Genomic DNA, 17319 nt, shown 5'->3' with positions numbered 1-17319 from the left:
GTTTCGAGATTGCGTTAGCCAAGGAGCTCCACCATGTACCTCACCGAATTCCTCACCGTCGCCCTGATCCACCTGTTGGCCGTTGCCAGCCCCGGGCCGGATTTTGCCGTGGTGGTGCGTGAAAGCGTGACCCATGGCCGGCGTGCCGGGACCTGGACGGCGCTGGGCGTCGGCACGGCGATTTTCCTGCATGTGGGGTACTCGCTGTTGGGTATCGGCCTGATCGTGTCGCAATCGATCGTGCTGTTCAACGCGCTGAAATGGGCCGCCGCCGCGTATCTGCTGTACATCGGCTTCAAGGCACTGCGGGCACAACCGGCCAAGCCCGCCGAGGACAACCTGCACAAGGAGGCCGGTGAACGTACCCCTCGCGGCGCGTTCACCTCGGGCTTCGTCACCAATGGCCTGAATCCCAAGGCCACCCTGTTTTTCCTGTCGCTGTTCACCGTGGTGATCAACCCACACACCCCACTGGCTGTCCAGGCCGGTTACGGCGTGTATCTGGCGGTTGCGACGGCTGCCTGGTTCTGCCTGGTGGCGCTGCTGTTCAGCCAGCAACGGGTGCGCGCCGGTTTTGCGCGCATGGGCCACTGGTTCGACCGGACCATGGGCGCGGTACTCGTCGCCATTGGGGTGAAGCTGGCGTTTACCGAGGCGCACTGATCCCGCTCTGTGTAGGAGCTCCTACAGTCCTGGACATGGCTCAAGGCTAGTATTTGCCCACTGATCAAATCATTCCTTTGGCTGATTTGATCAGTGTATAAGCGCTCTAGAGTGCTTACTTCCAGCCAAGACCGTGCAGTCAGAAAAGGGACTCTTATGTTGCAGACTCGCGTTATTCCTCCAGCCGAAGGCGCTTATCAATATCCGCTGCTGATCAAGCGGCTGCTGATGTCCGGCACGCGTTACGAGAAAACCCGCGAGATCATCTACCGTGACCAGTTGCGCTACAGCTATCCGACGCTGATAGAGCGGGTCGCGCGGCTGGCCAACGTGTTGACCGAGGCAGGGGTCAAGGCCGGTGATACCGTGGCGGTGATGGACTGGGACAGCCATCGTTATCTGGAATGCATGTTCGCGATTCCGATGATCGGCGCGGTGATCCACACCATCAATGTGCGCCTGTCCCCGGAACAGATCCTCTACACCATGAACCACGCCGAGGACCGCTTCGTGCTGGTCAACAGCGAGTTCGTCGGCTTGTACCAGGCGATTGCCGGGCACCTGACCACGGTGGACAAGACCCTGCTGCTGACCGACCTGCCGGAGAAAACCGCCGACCTGCCGAACCTGGTGGGTGAATACGAGCAACTGCTGGCCGCCGCCGCCCCCACCTACGACTTCCAGGATTTCGACGAAAACTCCGTCGCCACCACGTTCTATACCACCGGCACCACGGGCAACCCCAAGGGCGTGTACTTCACCCATCGGCAACTGGTGCTGCACACCATGGGCGTGGCGACCATCATGGGGTCTATCGACAGCGTGCGGCTGCTGGGCACCAACGACGTGTACATGCCCATCACGCCGATGTTCCATGTCCACGCCTGGGGCCTGCCCTATGTCGCGACCATGCTCGGGCTCAAGCAGGTCTACCCGGGCCGCTACGACCCCGAATTCCTGGTCCAGTTGTGGCGCAAGGAAAAGGTCACCTTTTCCCATTGCGTGCCGACCATCCTGCAAATGGTCCTCAATGCCAAGGGGGCCCAGGACACCGATTTCGGCGGTTGGAAAATCGTCATCGGTGGCAGCGCCCTGAATCGCAGCCTCTACGAAGCGGCCAAGGCGCGGGGCATCCAGCTCACTGCCGCCTATGGCATGTCGGAAACCGGCCCGTTGGTGTCCTGTGCCCACCTCAACGATGAACTGATGGCCGGCAGCGAAGACGAACGCACCACCTACCGGATCAAGGCCGGTGTGCCGGGTCCGCTGGTGGAGGCGGCGATCGTCGACACCGAAGGGCGCTTCCTGCCGGCCGACGGCGAGACCCAGGGCGAACTGGTGCTGCGCGCGCCTTGGCTCACCGAGGGCTATTTCAACGAGCCGCAGAAGGGCGCCGAGCTCTGGGCCGGAGGCTGGCTGCACACCGGTGACGTCGCCACGCTGGATAACATGGGCTTCATCGACATCCGTGATCGCATCAAGGACGTGATCAAGACCGGTGGCGAATGGATCTCCTCCCTGGACCTGGAAGACCTCATCAGCCGTCACGTGGCGGTACGCGAAGTAGCAGTGGTCGGCATTCCCGATCCGCAGTGGGGTGAGCGGCCGTTTGCCCTGCTGGTGATTCGCGAAGGGCATCAGATCGGGGCTCGTGAACTCAAGGAACACCTCAAGCCGTTCGTCGAGCTGGGGCACTTGAGCAAGTGGGCGATCCCGAGCCAGATAGCCCTTGTTACGGAAATTCCCAAGACCAGCGTCGGCAAGCTCGACAAAAAGCGCATCCGCGTCGACATCACCGAATGGCAGAGCAACAACAGCACCTTCCTCTCCACGCTTTAGGCCTTTTTGCCGTGCCCGAAAGGGCACGGCAGCCCCACCAAGCAAGCGCTTGACTTGTCAAACCGCAAATTTCAGCCATCCTTGCCGTGCCGACACCTGTCGGCCTGGCGAAAGGACTGTTCCAGAGTGGTTGAGGGCTGCAAATCACACTTTAGAGGGATCAAGCCGTACTACCTGCTGGCTATAGTCCGCTCACGGATTCTCAGGAACGGGGCGCACGCACGAAAGGGCGATGCGACTTCGACGGATGTCGGGACGCTGCCGCTCCCAGCCATCGAGGTGTTCTTGAAATGTCCACTGCCATAACAATAATGCACATGGAGTAGCGTCGATGACCTCAGCAACCACGTTCTGGCGCCGGGCAAAACTGCCTCTGGCGGTCAGTCTCGCCTCTTCGCTCGCCGGGCCAGCATTCGGCGTCAGTTTCAACATCGGTGAAATCGAAGGCCAGTTCGACTCGTCCCTGTCGGTCGGTGCGAGCTGGTCCACGGCCAACGCCAACAAGGACCTGATCGGTGTCAACAATGGCGGCAAGGGTTTGTCGCAGACCTCCGATGACGGCCACTTGAACTTCAAACGAGGGGAAACCTTCTCGAAGATCTTCAAGGGCATCCATGACTTGGAACTGAAGTACGGCGATACCGGCGTGTTCGTGCGCGGCAAGTACTGGTACGACTTCGAACTCAAGGACGAAAGCCGCCTGTACAAGGACATCAGTGACAACAACCGCAAGGAAGGCGCCAAGTCCTCCGGCGGACAGATCCTCGATGCATTCGTCTACCACAACTACGCCATCGCCGATCAGCCGGGTTCGGTCCGTCTGGGCAAGCAGGTGGTCAGCTGGGGTGAAAGTACCTTCATCCAGGGCGGCATCAACTCCATCAACCCGGTCGACGTGTCCGCGTTCCGTCGTCCTGGTGCCGAGATCAAGGAAGGCCTGATCCCGGTCAACATGTTCTACGTCTCCCAGAGCCTGACCGACAATCTGTCGGCCGAGGCGTTCTACCAGTTGGAGTGGGACCAGACCGTGGTGGATAACTGCGGTACGTTCTTCTCCCAGCCGGATGTGATTGCCGATGGGTGTACCGATAACCTGCGGGTGCTGAACAAGCGTTCGACCATTCCGCTGCCGGGCGTCATTCTTCCAATATTGGAAGGCCAGGGTGTCGATATCAATGAAGAAGGCGTGCTGGTACGCCGTGGTCCGGACCGCGATGCCCGCGACAGCGGCCAGTGGGGCGCATCGTTGAAGTACATGTTCGAACCGCTGGACACCGAGTTCGGCGCCTACTTCATGAACTACCACAGTCGTGCGCCGATTTTCAGTGCCCAGGGGGCTGCGCAGCAGTTCTACACCGCGGGGCCAATCGCGGCACTGCGTCCTCTGATCGTGGCAGGTAACTCCAACTACTTCGTCGAATACCCGGAAGACATCCGTCTCTATGGCCTGAGTTTCTCCACGACACTGCCTACCGGCACGGCGTGGAGCGGTGAGATCAGCTATCGCCCGAATGCGCCAGTGCAACTGAGCACCACTGACATTCTCTTCGCCGGTGTGACGCCGCTTCCCGGTTTTGGCGATGCATCGGTGCTTCAGGGCACGCCAGGCCAGGACCTGCATGGCTATCGCCGTAAAGAGATCACTCAGTTCCAGACCACGTTCACTCACTTCCTGGACCAGGTCATGGGCGCCAGCCGCTTGACCCTGGTGGGCGAAATCGGGGTGACCCATGTCGGTGGCCTGGAGAGCAAATCCGACGCACGCTACGGCCGCGATCCGGTGTTCGGGCCGGGCGAGCTGCCCAACGGTTTCTGTAACTCGCTCAATACCTCTACTGCGTCGGGTGGCGGCCAGACCATCAACGACGTGAACAGCAACTGCAACAACGACGGCTTCACCACTTCCACCTCCTGGGGCTACCGTGCGCGCGCCATCTGGGAATACCCGGACGTCTTCGCCGGCGTGAACCTCAAGCCCAACGTGGCCTGGTCCCATGACGTCAAAGGCTACTCGCCAGGCCCTGGCGGCAACTTCGAAGAAGGCCGAAAAGCCGTCAGCCTCGGGCTGGATGCCGAGTACCAGAACACCTACAACGCCAGCCTGGCCTACACCAACTTCTTTGGTGGCGACTTCAGCACTGTGGACGATCGTGACTTCCTGGCGCTCAGCGTCGGCGTGACCTTCTAAGCACCGAATTTCAGGACGACACACTATGAAAATAACAAAGAATCTGTTGCAGGCCGGTGTTCTGGGGCTGTCCCTGCTGGCTGCCAGCGTCATGGCGGCAGTGCCCGCCGCCGAGGCCGATAAACTCGGCAAGAGCCTGACGCCGATGGGCGCCGAGATGGCCGGCAATGCCGACGGCTCGATCTCGGCCTGGAAACCCATGGCCAAGAATGCCGGTTCCGTGGACAGCAAGGGCTTCCTCGCCGACCCATACGCCAGTGAAAAACCGCTGTTCACCATCACCGCGCAGAACGTCGACCAGTACAAGGACAAGCTCGCGCCGGGCCAGTACGCGATGTTCAAGCGTTACCCGGAAACCTTCAAGATGCCGGTCTATCCGACCCATCGCGGTGCCACCGTGCCGGACGAGGTGTTCGCCTCCATCAAGAAAAACGCGGTCAACACCAAGCTGGTCTCCGGCGGCAACGGCCTGGAGAACTTCGAGACGGCCGTGCCGTTCCCGATTCCCCAGAGCGGCGTGGAAGTCATCTGGAACCACATCACTCGTTATCGCGGCGGTAGCGTGACGCGTCTGGTCACCCAGGCCACCCCACAGCCCAACGGTTCGTACAGCCTGGTGTATTTCCGCGACCAGTTCGTGTTCCGCGACAAGATGAAGGACTTCGATCCGGCCAACCCTGGCAACATCCTGTTCTACTTCAAGCAGCAAGTGACCGCGCCGGCGCGCCTGGCCGGTGGCGTGCTGTTGGTGCACGAAACCCTCGACCAAGTGAAGGAGCCGCGTTCGGCGTGGGTCTACAACGCCGGCCAGCGTCGTGTGCGCCGTGCCCCGCAAGTGTCCTACGACGGCCCGGGTACCGCCGCCGACGGCCTGCGTACCTCCGACAACCTGGACATGTACAACGGCGCGCCGGACCGCTACGACTGGAAGCTGGAAGGCAAGAAAGAGCTGTACATCGCCTCCAACAGCTACAAGATCGATTCGCCGCAACTCAAGTACGCCGACATCCTCAAGGCCGGCCACATCAACCAGGACCTGGCACGCTACGAGCTGCGTCGTGTCTGGCACGTGACCGCGACGCTGAAGGAAGGCCAGCGCCACATCTACGCCAAGCGTGACTTCTTCATCGATGAAGACACCTGGCAAGCTGCGGTGATTGACCATTACGACGGCCGTGGCCAACTGTGGCGCGTGGCCGAGGCCCATGCCGAGAACTACTACGACAAGCAAGTGCCGTGGTACGCCCTGGAAACCCTCTACGACCTGCAGTCCGGCCGCTACCTGGCACTGGGCATGAAGAACGAAGAGAAATCGGCCTACGACTTCGGCTTCACCGCCACCACCGCCGATTTCACCCCGAACGCCCTGCGTCAGGACGGCATCCGCTAAACCGCTTTACCCGAGGCCGCATCCTCGAAGAAACGCCCCGACTGGTTCGGGGCGTTTTTTTTGAGCAACACAACCCCCCTGTGGCGAGGGAGCTTGCTCCCGCTGGGCTGCGCAGCAGCCCCAAACCAGCCTTCTCATTGTGTCAGGTACAACGCAGTCGCTGCCTTTGGGGGTTGCTTCGCAACCCAGCGGGAGCAAGCTCCCTCGCCACAAGAGCGGTGGCTGCCTAAGTTTTTTCAAGTCGGTCGGCGTGTAGTCTTTTTGTAGCCATTTGTAGCACTCCCTTCAATACCTCCTCGTTTACCGCTAGTCTGCGGACATCTGCAACGCCGCCACCCGCATTCCAACAAGAGCCGGCCATGACTGATTTGTCTTCACTTCCGGATTCTGCCCGCGCAGCCATCGCGGTACAGGACGGGCGTTTCTACCGCCCGCCCTTGCCCGACGGCCATGTCGTGCGGCCCCGGTTGTGCGAGCGTTTGAGCGCAGGGCTCGCAGGCAGGTTGCTGTTGGTCAGTGCCCCGGCGGGGTTCGGTAAAAGCTCCCTGGCGGTGGAGTTCTGCCAGAGCCTGCCGGCCCATTGGCAAAGCCTCTGGCTGGGGCTCAGCGCCCGGGACAACGATCCCGGCCGCTTCCTGGAACGGTTGCTCGAAGGGCTCCAGGCGTTTTTCCCGCAACTGGGCGGTCGGGCCCTGGGGCTGCTGAAAATGCGTCAGCGTCATCAACCCTTTGCTTTCGAAGAATGGCTCGATGGCCTGCTGGACGAACTGTCCACGCACTTATCGCCCCATGAGCCCTTGCTGCTGGTGCTCGACGATTACCACCTGGCCCAAAGCCCGGTGCTGGATCGCTGCCTGCAATTTTTCCTCAATCACCTGCCCGACGGGTTGCTGGTCCTTGTCACCAGCCGCCAGCGGCCGGATTGGCATTTGGCGCGCTTGCGCCTGTCGCGGCAACTGCTCGAACTCAATGAGCAGGACCTGCGCCTGACCCATGACGAAGCCTTGACCCTGCTCCAGCACCACAGCAGTTCGTTGCGCGGTGAGGCGCTGGAAAACCTTATCCAGCGCAGCGAAGGTTGGGTGGCCGGGCTGCGTTTCTGGTTGCTGGCCGCCTCCGAAGCCGGTACCGAAGGCCTGCTGCCCCAGGCCTTGCACGGCGGCGAAGGGCTGATTCGCGATTATCTGCTTGAAGAGGTCATCGACTGCCTACCCGCCGAGGTGCAGGCATTTCTCTACGACACGGCCCCTCAGGAACGCTTTTGCAGCGAACTGTGCGACGCCGTGCGCGAGGCCCACGACAGCGCCGAAATCCTGCGTTACCTGGCGGCCCACCAGGTGTTCCTGGTGCCGCTGGACGAGCACGGCCATTGGTACCGATACCACCATCTGTTTTCCGACCTGCTGCGCAGTCGCCCCAGCGCACCGGCCATGGTCCCGGCCGCGACCCTGCACTTGCGAGCCTGCCGCTGGTTCAACGCCCAGGGCCTGATCGACGAAGCTGTGGAGCAGGCGCTGCGGGCCGGGCACCTGGACGTGGCGGCGAACCTGGTGCAGAACCTCTCGGAGGAGCAACTGCTGGCCGAGCAGAACGTCGGCATGTTGCTGCGCTGGAAAATGGACTTGCCCGACAGCCTGCTCATCAGCACCCCGCGGCTGATCGTGCTCTACAGCTGGGCGTTGGGGCTGGCCTGCCAGTTGGACGCTGCCGAAGAGCTGGCGGCGCACTTGAGTCGTTTCCTGCCGGCTCCCTCGGCCACAGCGCAAAAATCCATGCTCGCCCAATGGCTGGCCCTGAGCGGGATCGTCGCCCGTGGCCGGGGCGACCGCGAGGCCACCGTGCGGTATTGCAGCGAAGCTTTGGAGAGCCTGCCGCAAAAACGCTACGGCCAGCGCCTGATGTGCCTGTCCACACTGTCGAACCTGGCGATTGCCGACGGCGACCTGTGGCGCGCCCGGAACCTGAACCGTGATTCCCTGGAGCTGGCGCAGCGGGTCGGTAATCCACTGTTCGAGGCTTTGGCCCATTATGATCGTGCCCGGGTCCTGCAGGCACGGGGGGAGATACTGCGGGCGCTGGATGAAGTGCACCAGGGCCTGCAACGTTTGCACAAGCTGTCGCCCCAGCGGCTTTATGCGGTACGGGCGCGCTTGATCATGTACGAAGGTTTTTTGCTGACCTTGCGCATGCAGCCCCAGGCCGGCCTTACGCGGCTGCAGGCGGGCCTCACCGAGGCCCGTGCCTGCCGCGACATCAGCGTGCTGATCGGTCATTGCGTGATCGCGCGTATCGAAGGCTACAGTGGCGAGTTCGCCCGGGCCTTCGCCGAACTGGCTGAAGCCGAGCGCCTGATGCATATCTGGGATGTTCCGCCGATCTACTATCTGGCGATGATCACCCTGGTTAAGTGCGAACTCTGGTTGGCCCAGGGCCGCACCGACCTGGCCGAAGCCTGGTTGGCCCGGTTGGGCCAGACCTACACGGGCGAACGGGCCGCCGCACCACCGGAATTCCACCCGCAACTGCCGCTGCATGTCGAATTGCAACAGGCGGTGCTGGAGTCCATCCGAGGCCAACCGATACTCGCGCAAGGGCGGCTCGATGCCTTGCTTGAACATGGTCAGCAAAGTGGCCGGCAGATGCTCAGCGTGATGGCGCTCAACCAGAAAGTCGCCTTGCTGCTGAGCATCGGGCGTGAACCCGAAGCCCGTCGCACCCTGGCCCAGGCTTTCGAAGCCGCCAGCGGCGGGGTATTGCAGCCTTTCGAGTGGTTGTTCGGCGAGCACCGTGAATGGTTGCGCGAACAGCTGCTGCAGGCACCGCCCAGTACCTTGCGCGAGCACCTGCTCGAACGCCTGCCCTCGACGGTGGCCCAGCCTGCCGACCCAGCGGCGCCGGTCGAAACCCTCAGCAGTCGCGAGCGGGCGGTGTTGCAGTTGATTGCCCAAGGCTGCTCAAACCAGGAAATCAGCGAGCAGTTGTTTATCTCGCTGCACACCGTCAAGACCCACGCCAGTCACATCAACAGCAAACTCGGCGTCGAGCGCCGCACCCAGGCGGTGGCGCGGGCGAAGGCGTTGGGGTTGTTGGGTTGAGCGAGATTTTGGGAGCGGTGAGAACCCCCTGTGGCGAGGGAGCAAGCTCCCTCGCCACAAAGGCTTTGACAAGGAATCCTTCGATGTTGCCCCTCTACAAAACCATCCAATCCCCCGTCGGCCAACTGATCCTCGTCGCCCGGGAGACACGGCTGGCGGCCATCCTCTGGGAAAACGAGCGGCTCAATCGGGTGCGGCTGGGGCCTTTGGAGGAGGACACCCAGCACCCGGTCCTCAAGGAAACCGAGCGTCAGTTGCTGGAATACTTCGCCGGCCAGCGCCGTCGTTTCGAGCTGAAGCTGGACTTCGCAGGGACTGATTTCCAGATCCGCGTCTGGCAAGCCCTGTTGACCATCCCTTTCGGCGAAACCCGCAGCTACCGCGACATCGCCATCCAGATTGGCCAACCGACGGCGGTTCGGGCGGTTGGCGCCGCCAATGGCCGCAACCCCATCTCGATCATCGCCCCATGCCACCGCGTCATCGGCAGTTCCGGCAGCCTTACCGGCTTCGCTGGCGGCCTGGCGGCGAAGCAGCTGCTGCTCAGCCTTGAAGGTCAGCAGAGCCTGCAATTGGCGTTCTGACCTGCCGACTTCCCTGTGGAAGCGACCTTGCTCGCGATAGCGGAGTGTCAGCTTGCGAAAATACTGATCATGCCGCCGTCATCGCGAGCAAGCTCGCTCCCACAGGTGTTTTTGCATCCGCTCCCACAGGTTTCAGGCTGGTGGGGATTTGGGAGGCCGCATGCGCGTCGGCGGTTGGCCGTTGGCGTTGTGCTGGTAGATCTTCGTGGGCTGGCCCTGTTCATTGAAGAACACCTGGCCAATGCCTGCGCTGTTCCACAGCCGCTCACCGGCTTCGGCGTGTTCCGGGGTGTGGGGGACGATGCGCATGCTGCGGCGCTTGGTGAACCAATTCAAGGGCGAGCGCGGCGAGTAGAGCCAGCGATTCAGGCGATCGAACCATTCCAGCAGCGCAGGCGGAAATTCATTCTTGATGCCACTGCTGGTGATCTGCCAGATACGCGGACCGCCCTTGCGGTGTGGGATCAATACTTCGTAAACGAAGGAATAATGCACGTCCCCGGACAGCACCACGTAATTACCGGGCGTACGCGAGTGGCGGAAAATATTCAGGATCACCTGGGCAGCGCCGCGATGGGCCATCCAGTTTTCCGCATCCACCAGCAGCGGATAACCGCACCAACTGAACACCCGCTGCACAGTCTCGATCAGCTTCACACCGAAGATCGGTGCCGGTGAGACGATGATCGCCGACGGGTGATCCAACAACTCCTGCTGCAACTCGCTCAGGGCTTCCCAATCCAGCAGGCCGGAAGGCTGCTTGAGGTTGTTCTCGCTGCGCCAGCGGCGGGTGCGGGTGTCGAGCACCACCAGGGCCGGGGTGCTCGGCAGCACGTAATGCCATTGCTGGAAAGCCAGCAGGGTGTCGATCAGTTGGTCCTGGGGTTCGCTGTCGAGGTAACGATCTCGGGCGGTGTCGCTCAGGGCCAAGGTTTGCGGGAGCACGTCAGCGAAGGCATCCGGGTTGTTGCCCCAGCCCTGGCAGAGCATGTAGGCGATCAACGCATTACCGATGATGCGTTTGGAGAACGGATGGCCGTAGGCCGTTTCCTCCCACTGCGCAGACAGGTTCCAGTCATCGGTAATGTCGTGGTCGTCGAAAATCATCAGGCACGACAGGTGCGCAAACATCCGCGCCACACCGCCCAGCCCGGTCTTGAACGCATCGATGCGCTGCTGTTCCAGGTCGTAGCGCTGGCGCCGTTCGACGGTCAGTTCGGGCGGTTGCACCGTGATCAGCGTCCAAGGCACGGGTGACCACACCAGCAGGTACATCGCCATGACCTCGGCGAAAGTCACCAGGTGATTGTCGGCGCTGCTGCTGGTGAAAATCGGCTTGCGGGCCCCGCCGAAAAATCGCTCGCGCAGGGTTTCGTTACTCTCAAGTGCCGGCAGCAAATCGGCACGATGGTAATAACTGGCCGGGTGCTGATAGAGCTTGGCGCTGTCTTCCACCACGGCACCGTCCAGGCATTCCTCGAACAGCCCCAAGCGTTCGATCAGCGCATGAATCGCCCGCAACATGGGCCCGGCGACGTCGTCGGCATAGACCTGGTCGCCGCTCATCATCAGCAATGCCGGGCGCTGCTCCGGGGTTTGCGCCAGCAGCCGGTCGACGCAGAGCAGGCCGTCGTTGGCTGGGTAGTGGGGTTTGCGGCAAGAGCCGTGGACCAGCTGCTCGATGCGCGAATGCAACATGAAATTCGGGCACGGTGCGCCGTCATACAGCAGATGCGGCGCCCATTCGGCGATGGGCGCGCTGTCCAACAGCAAGTCGTAGTCAATCGTCACGTCCCGGGGCAGGGGGCTGTCGAGCCGTACATCGATCAGGTGTACAAAAGCCTGCTGCCCCACCGGCACCACGGTGCAGCACGTCGCATCCAGTGCACGATCGCCCACGCCGGCCACGCGCAACGTCAACGCCAATGCTCGCGTACCCACCAGCCACATCACCAGCCGCGAGGGCTCCAGCCGTCGCAACAGTGGGCCGACCAGGACGGCGGGCAGGGCGGTGGTATCGGCGGTGGACGGCAGCATTCGCGAGTAAAAGCTCTGTTCAGGGAGAGGCGGGGATCATAACGCAATGTGCCGGGTTGCTGGGGACGGTGGATTCAACGTGGATGACCGCTTTTGTGGCGAGGGAGCCTGCTCCCTCGCCATATACCTTGTTACATCACTGGGCCTTGTTGGAAGCCTCAGCCGCCTTGATCAGGTCCGGCCCGATCTCCTGTTCAAACTTCGCCCACACCGGCTTCATTTTTTCGCGCCAGGCGTTACGCTGCTCTGGTGTGAGGGTAATGATCTCGGTGGTCTTGGCGTCCAGCACATGCTGCTTGTCCTGCTGGTTGAATCGCTCCGCTTCCTGGTTGGCATGGGCGGTGGATTCGACCACGATCTTGTCCAGTTCGCTGCGGATATCCGGCGGCAGGCCGTTCCAGAAGTCCGAGGTGGTGATCAGCATGTAGTCGAGTATGCCGTGGTTGGACTCGGTGACGTATTTCTGCACTTCATTGAGTTTCTGGTTGTAGAAGTTCGAATAGGTGTTTTCCGTGCCGTTGACCAGACCGGTGCGCAAAGCCTGGTACACCACCGAGAAGATCATCGGTTGCGCCTTGGCGCCCACGGCCTGGAACTGTTCCTGCAGCACCGCGGAGGTCTGTATCCGGAACGCCAGGCCGCGGGCATCCTCGGGGGTGCGCAGCGGCTTGTTGGCCGATAGCTGCTTCATGCCGTTGTGCCAATAGGCCAGGCCGGTGATGTTCTTGCTTTCCATGGACTTGAGCAGCTTCTGGCCCTCGGGGCTGCGCTGGAAACGGTCCACGGCGGCGATGTCGTTGAACAGGAAGGGCAAGTCGAACAACTGCACCGACTTGGTGTACTGATCGAACTTGGCCAGCGACCGCGCAATGATCTGCACTTCCCCGAGGAGCAAGGCCTCCAGCTCCTTGTCATCGCCATACAGCGTGGAGTTTGGGTACACCTCCACCTTCACCTTGCCCGCCAGTCGTTCATCCACGAGCTTCTTGAACATCAACGCGCCCTGGCCTTTGGGCGTTTGTTCGGCCACGACATGGGAAAACTTGATCACGATCGGTTCCGCCGCCGTGGCCGTGCCCAACGCACTGAAGGCCAGGGTACAGGCGAGCGTTATCCACATAGGTTTGAGCATTGCCGGATTTCCTTATGCATGTGTCGACGGTGCATTAACCACACCAGGAGCTGCACCTGCGGAGTGATGAGCCAGTGCCTTCGCTCCGCAGGTCTGTGTTCGGTTGGGCTTAACTCATCCCCAACCAGTTCGGTAGCACCAGCGAGATCCACGGCACATAGGTAATCAGCACCAGGAACGCCAGCAGAATCATCAACCATGGCATGGCGGCGCGGATGGTGGCGGGCAGGGACATGCCGGTCACCGCCGAGGTGACGAACAGGTTCAATCCCACCGGTGGCGTGATCAGGCCGATCTCCAGGTTCACCACCATGATGATGCCCAGGTGGATCGGGTCGATGCCCAGCTTCATGGCGATGGGGAACAGGATCGGCGCCAGGATCAGGATGATCGCCGAAGGCTCCATGAACGCGCCCGCGACCAGCAGCACGATGTTCACCACCAGCAGGAAGGTCACCGGCGTCAAGCCGGCATCGATCACCCATGCGGTGATTTGCTGCGGCAGTTGCTCGGTGGTCAGTACGTGGGCGAAGAGCATGGCGTTGGCGATGATGAACATCAGCATGATGCTCAGCTTGGCCGACTCCAGCAGCACTTTCGGCGTCTCACGGAACGTCAGGTCCTTGTAGACGAACAACGCAATGAACGCCGAATACACCGCCGCCACCGCCGCTGCTTCGGTGGGGGTGAACATCCCGGAGTAAATCCCGCCGAGGATGATGAACATCAGCAGCAGGCCCCAGATGGCCTGGCGTGCCGTGCTCAACCATTCACGGAGCGTCGCCCGGGGCAGGGCTGGGAGGTTTTTCTTCACAGCGACGATGTAGATCGCCACCATCAGGAAAAAACCCAACAACAAGCCGGGAATCACACCGGCCATGAACAGCTTGCCCACCGAGGTTTCGGTCGCCGCGGCATACACCACCATCACGATCGAGGGCGGAATCAGGATGCCCAGGGTCCCGGCGTTGCACACGATGCCTGCGCCAAACGCCTGTGGATAACCCGAGCGCACCATCCCGGCAATGGCGATGGAGCCGACCGCTGCCACCGTCGCGGGGCTTGAGCCCGACAACGCCGCAAACAGCATGCAAGCCAGCACCGCCGCAATCGCCAGGCCGCCACGGATATGCCCGACGCAGGCGTTGGCAAAGTCGATCAGCCGTCGTGCCACACCGCCGGTGGTCATGAACGCACCGGCCAGCAGGAAGAACGGAATCGCCAGCAACGTGTAGTGCTCGGACGTTTCGAACAGCTTGATCGCCAGGGAACGCACCGAGTCGGGGCTGAAGAAAATGATAGTCAGCGAACCGGCCAATCCCAGCGAAATGGCAATGGGCACGCCGATGAACATCAGCACGAACAGTGCTATGAACAGGAAGGCAATGGTCATGGCTTGTCTTCCTCATGTTCGGTCAACTTGATGGCTTCGGCCGCTTCATCGGCCAGGCCCAGACCGGTCTGGCGGTTGCGCAGGATCCGCACGAGAATTTCTGCGAAACGGATAAACACCAGGGCAAAACCGACCGGTACGATCAACCCGATATGCCACTGCATGATGCCGAAATGGCCGAGATCCTCGGCGCCGATCTGGGCAATCATCAAGGTGTTGATCCATTCGAAACTCGCCACCGCCAGCAGCCCGGCATAGCCAAGGCAGCACAGGCAAGCAATGACGCCGATGACGCGCTGCACCGGTTTGCTCGCCAGTTTCACCAGCGCATCGACGCCGATGTGCCCGGCCGTGCGCACGCCGTACGACAACCCGAAAAAGATCAGCCAGCCAAACAGGGCCTTGGTCAGTGACGTGCTCCAGGTCATGGCCTGGGCCATGCCCATGACGGTGTCACCAATGGCGAACATCGACTCGCTCGCGGCTGACCATTGGTCGCCGAGGCTATAGAAAACGGTATAGAGATTGTTGAGTACCACGTAGACGAACGTTACAAGCGTCATGGCGGCCAGAAGGAAGGCAATGAAAGCTTCCTCGAAGTGTTCCCAGATGCGCCGAAGGGCGTTCATGGCGTGACCTCTCCTGTGGGGGACGACAGGCCGGCGCTACCAGGGCGGCAGCACCGGCCAACCAATCACTGGGCCTTGTTGGAGGCTTCGGCGGCTTTGATCAGGTCAGCGCCGATATCACCTTCGAACTTTTTCCATACCGGTTTCATCTTGTCGCGCCATTCGCCACGTTCTTCTGGCGTCAGGGTGATGATCTCGGTGGTCTTGGCGTCGAGGATGCGCTGTTTGTCGTGCTCGTTCAGTTGCGCGGCCTCTTTGTTCACGTGGGCCGTGACTTCTACCAGGATCTTGTCCAGTTCAGTGCGGATGTCCGGCGGCAGGCCGTTCCAGAACTTGGTGTTGGTGATCAGCATGTAGTCGAGTACACCGTGGTTGGATTCGGTGATGTACTTCTGCACTTCATGCATTTTCTGGCTGTAGATGTTCGAGTACGGGTTTTCCGCACCGTTGACCACGCCGGTCTGCAAACCTTGGTAAACCTCGGCGAAACTCATCTTGCGCGGGTTGGCGTTCACCGCCTTGAATTGCTCTTCCAGTACCGCCGATGCCTGTACGCGGAACTTCAGGCCACGAGCATCCTTGGGTTCACGCAGGGGTTTGTTCGCCGACAGCTGCTTCATGCCGTTGTGCCAATAAGCCAGGCCGGTGATGTTCTTGCTTTCCATGGATTTGAGCAGCTTCTGGCCTTCAGGGCTCAACTGGAAACGGTCCACGGCGGAGATGTCATCGAACAGGAACGGCAAGTCAAACAACTGTACGGTCTTGGTGTATTGCTCGAACTTGGCCAGTGACGGCGCGATCATCTGCACGTCGCCCAATAGCAGGGCTTCCATTTCCTTGCCATCGCCGAACAGTGAAGAGTTGGGGTAGACCTCGACCTTCACTTTGCCTGGCAACCGTTCTTCCACGAGTTTTTTGAACAGCAGCGCGCCTTGGCCTTTTGGTGTTTGTTCGGCGACCACATGGGAGAACTTGATCACCACCGGATCTGCCGCCATGGCCGTGCTCATCGCACTAAGGGCCAATGTGCAAGCGAGCGCTTTCCAGATAGGTTTGAACATTACGGGCTTTCCTCTTGTTTTTAGTATTTTCGTGCGGGCTCATTCAAAACACAGCGCACGGCGGAACAATGATGAGTCTAGGCAGAAAAACAACTTGTCGAGTGCGGTTAACAGGAAAACCGTCCTTTGGCTGTACATCTCGACAGGTTGCGCTAGAGCCCTCCTTGCGTCGGGCTGAAACATCACAAACGGGTCATTTCGAAAGGTTTCAGTCAATAACCGTGCTGGGGCAGGAAACCATAAAGGAGCGGTGATGGCTACTGGCTTTCAATCTTGCGCCAGCGCTTATTGAATCCATGGTTCGAGCAGGTCTGCTAGGCTATTCGTCCAGGATAAAAACCTCATGGAGAGGGCAGAATGTTTACATTCGACACGTTGTGGAAAAGCCATCCGCAGATATTTGGTGATGCCGCGCCTTGCAGAACCAATGGTGCCAAGAACTTCAGTGACCAATGCGCGATCAACCTCGGCGTGGCCCTGCGTCGCGCTGGTGCAGACATGAGTCAGCTCAAAAGCGTGCGACATTGCTGGCAACACCCCAAGAGCGACGGGCACATATTGGCCGCCGAAGAGCTCGCCAAGGCCTTGAGCCGCGCCAAGATTCCTGGCTTGCAGGCCATGAAGACCATTAAAAGCGAAGAATTCGAAGAGACCCTGAGCGGGCAGCAGGGCGTTATTTTCTTCAAGGACTTCTGGCGTCGGGCAAACGAAACCACGACCAACCGCAGCGGCGATCACATCGACCTGTGGAATGGCCGTCGCCTGACGGATTGGCTGAGCTACCCACGTATACAAATGGGTTTTTCGATCGAAGGCACGTTCTCGGACTTTCACGATTCCAAGGACATCTGGTTCTGGAAAGTCATATGAACGTCATCAAGGAAACTTTGTTTGTTCTCCTGATCATCGTGTTGGCGGTCGGTACATTTAATTTGGCGTTCATGGCCGTTGGTAGTTATTTCGGGCCGTTCTACGAGAGCGAAGCAGACCAGAGCCGCAACTTTGCGATCTGGTTGTTTGGCAATGTCGGGGTGGTGGTCGTGGCTGCGACGGTGGGCATTGTCTGGAGTCGACGGCGCAAACCTCGAATCTAGCCAGGCAGCCAAAGTCAGCACAAAATCTGTGACAGGGAGTCCACCCTCCGCAGCCACCGCCTCCCACAGTTTTTGATTGCGGCTGTTCACAAGTTCGGCGTTCGCCAGAGATCCCTGTGGGAGCGAGCCTGCTCGCGAAGACGGCGGCACATCCAGCATCACCGCCTCTGACACACCGCTATCGCGAGCAAGCTCGCTCCCACAGTTTTGATCC

Annotated in this window: 13 protein-coding genes; 8 read left to right on the top strand and 5 right to left on the bottom strand. The window is 60.7% G+C overall.

The window, feature by feature from the left end; translation table 11 throughout:
* Window positions 1-33 precede the first annotated feature (33 nt).
* From F7R20_RS14190 to F7R20_RS14165, 6 genes are all read left to right on the top strand, one after another.
* Window positions 34-663: a LysE family translocator gene (locus F7R20_RS14190; protein WP_003197884.1), complete on the top strand. Its 630-nt coding sequence runs from the start codon at window positions 34-36 to the stop codon at window positions 661-663.
* A 156-nt stretch (window positions 664-819) separates the two neighbouring features.
* On the top strand, window positions 820-2502 hold the full coding sequence (locus F7R20_RS14185) for a fatty acid--CoA ligase (RefSeq protein ID WP_003197887.1): 1683 nt from the start codon (window positions 820-822) through the stop codon (window positions 2500-2502).
* 331 nt (window positions 2503-2833) lie between these two features.
* Window positions 2834-4690 (top strand): DUF1302 domain-containing protein, encoded by a 1857-nt coding sequence (locus F7R20_RS14180; RefSeq protein WP_003197889.1) that lies wholly within the window; start codon window positions 2834-2836, stop codon window positions 4688-4690.
* Between the two features lie 25 nt (window positions 4691-4715).
* On the top strand, window positions 4716-6080 hold the full coding sequence (locus F7R20_RS14175) for a DUF1329 domain-containing protein (protein ID WP_003197892.1): 1365 nt from the start codon (window positions 4716-4718) through the stop codon (window positions 6078-6080).
* A gap of 359 nt (window positions 6081-6439) precedes the next feature.
* On the top strand, window positions 6440-9175 hold the full coding sequence (locus F7R20_RS14170; protein WP_003197893.1) for a LuxR C-terminal-related transcriptional regulator: 2736 nt from the start codon (window positions 6440-6442) through the stop codon (window positions 9173-9175).
* 83 nt (window positions 9176-9258) lie between these two features.
* On the top strand, window positions 9259-9759 hold the full coding sequence (locus F7R20_RS14165; protein WP_003197896.1) for a methylated-DNA--[protein]-cysteine S-methyltransferase: 501 nt from the start codon (window positions 9259-9261) through the stop codon (window positions 9757-9759).
* Between the two features lie 132 nt (window positions 9760-9891).
* Here the strand turns inward: F7R20_RS14165 and F7R20_RS14160 are convergent, their stop codons facing one another.
* The 5 genes from F7R20_RS14160 to dctP form a co-directional block, all read right to left on the bottom strand.
* Window positions 9892-11796, bottom strand: a complete 1905-nt coding sequence (locus F7R20_RS14160) for an alkaline phosphatase D family protein (RefSeq protein WP_003197897.1) — start codon at window positions 11794-11796, stop codon at window positions 9892-9894.
* 136 nt (window positions 11797-11932) lie between these two features.
* Complete coding sequence (locus F7R20_RS14155; RefSeq protein WP_003197900.1) at window positions 11933-12928, bottom strand: TRAP transporter substrate-binding protein; 996 nt, start codon at window positions 12926-12928, stop codon at window positions 11933-11935.
* Window positions 12929-13037: 109 nt separating this feature from the next.
* Window positions 13038-14321: a C4-dicarboxylate TRAP transporter large permease protein DctM gene (gene dctM, locus F7R20_RS14150; RefSeq protein WP_003197901.1), complete on the bottom strand. Its 1284-nt coding sequence runs from the start codon at window positions 14319-14321 to the stop codon at window positions 13038-13040.
* Window positions 14318-14950, bottom strand: coding sequence for a TRAP transporter small permease (locus tag F7R20_RS14145; protein ID WP_003197903.1), 633 nt, complete (start codon window positions 14948-14950; stop codon window positions 14318-14320). The genes dctM and F7R20_RS14145 overlap by 4 nt, the downstream gene beginning before the upstream one ends.
* A gap of 65 nt (window positions 14951-15015) precedes the next feature.
* Window positions 15016-16011: a C4-dicarboxylate TRAP substrate-binding protein DctP gene (gene dctP / locus F7R20_RS14140; protein ID WP_003197905.1), complete on the bottom strand. Its 996-nt coding sequence runs from the start codon at window positions 16009-16011 to the stop codon at window positions 15016-15018.
* A gap of 357 nt (window positions 16012-16368) precedes the next feature.
* Here dctP and F7R20_RS14135 point away from each other — a divergent pair, with 357 nt between their 5' ends.
* Together F7R20_RS14135 and F7R20_RS14130 are read left to right on the top strand one after the other, a co-directional pair.
* A complete protein-coding gene (locus F7R20_RS14135; protein ID WP_003197908.1) occupies window positions 16369-16881 on the top strand; it encodes a type VI secretion system amidase effector protein Tae4 in 513 nt (170 codons plus the stop codon).
* Window positions 16878-17105 carry a hypothetical protein gene (locus F7R20_RS14130; RefSeq protein WP_003197910.1) on the top strand — a complete coding sequence of 76 codons (228 nt, stop codon included), beginning with the start codon at window positions 16878-16880 and terminating at the stop codon, window positions 17103-17105. Before F7R20_RS14135 ends, F7R20_RS14130 begins: the two co-directional genes overlap by 4 nt.
* Window positions 17106-17319: the final 214 nt, after the last annotated feature.

Source organism: Pseudomonas brassicacearum subsp. brassicacearum (assembly GCF_008801605.1).
GTDB lineage: Bacteria > Pseudomonadota > Gammaproteobacteria > Pseudomonadales > Pseudomonadaceae > Aquipseudomonas > Aquipseudomonas brassicacearum.
This window is presented reverse-complemented; position numbering and strand designations above follow the sequence as displayed.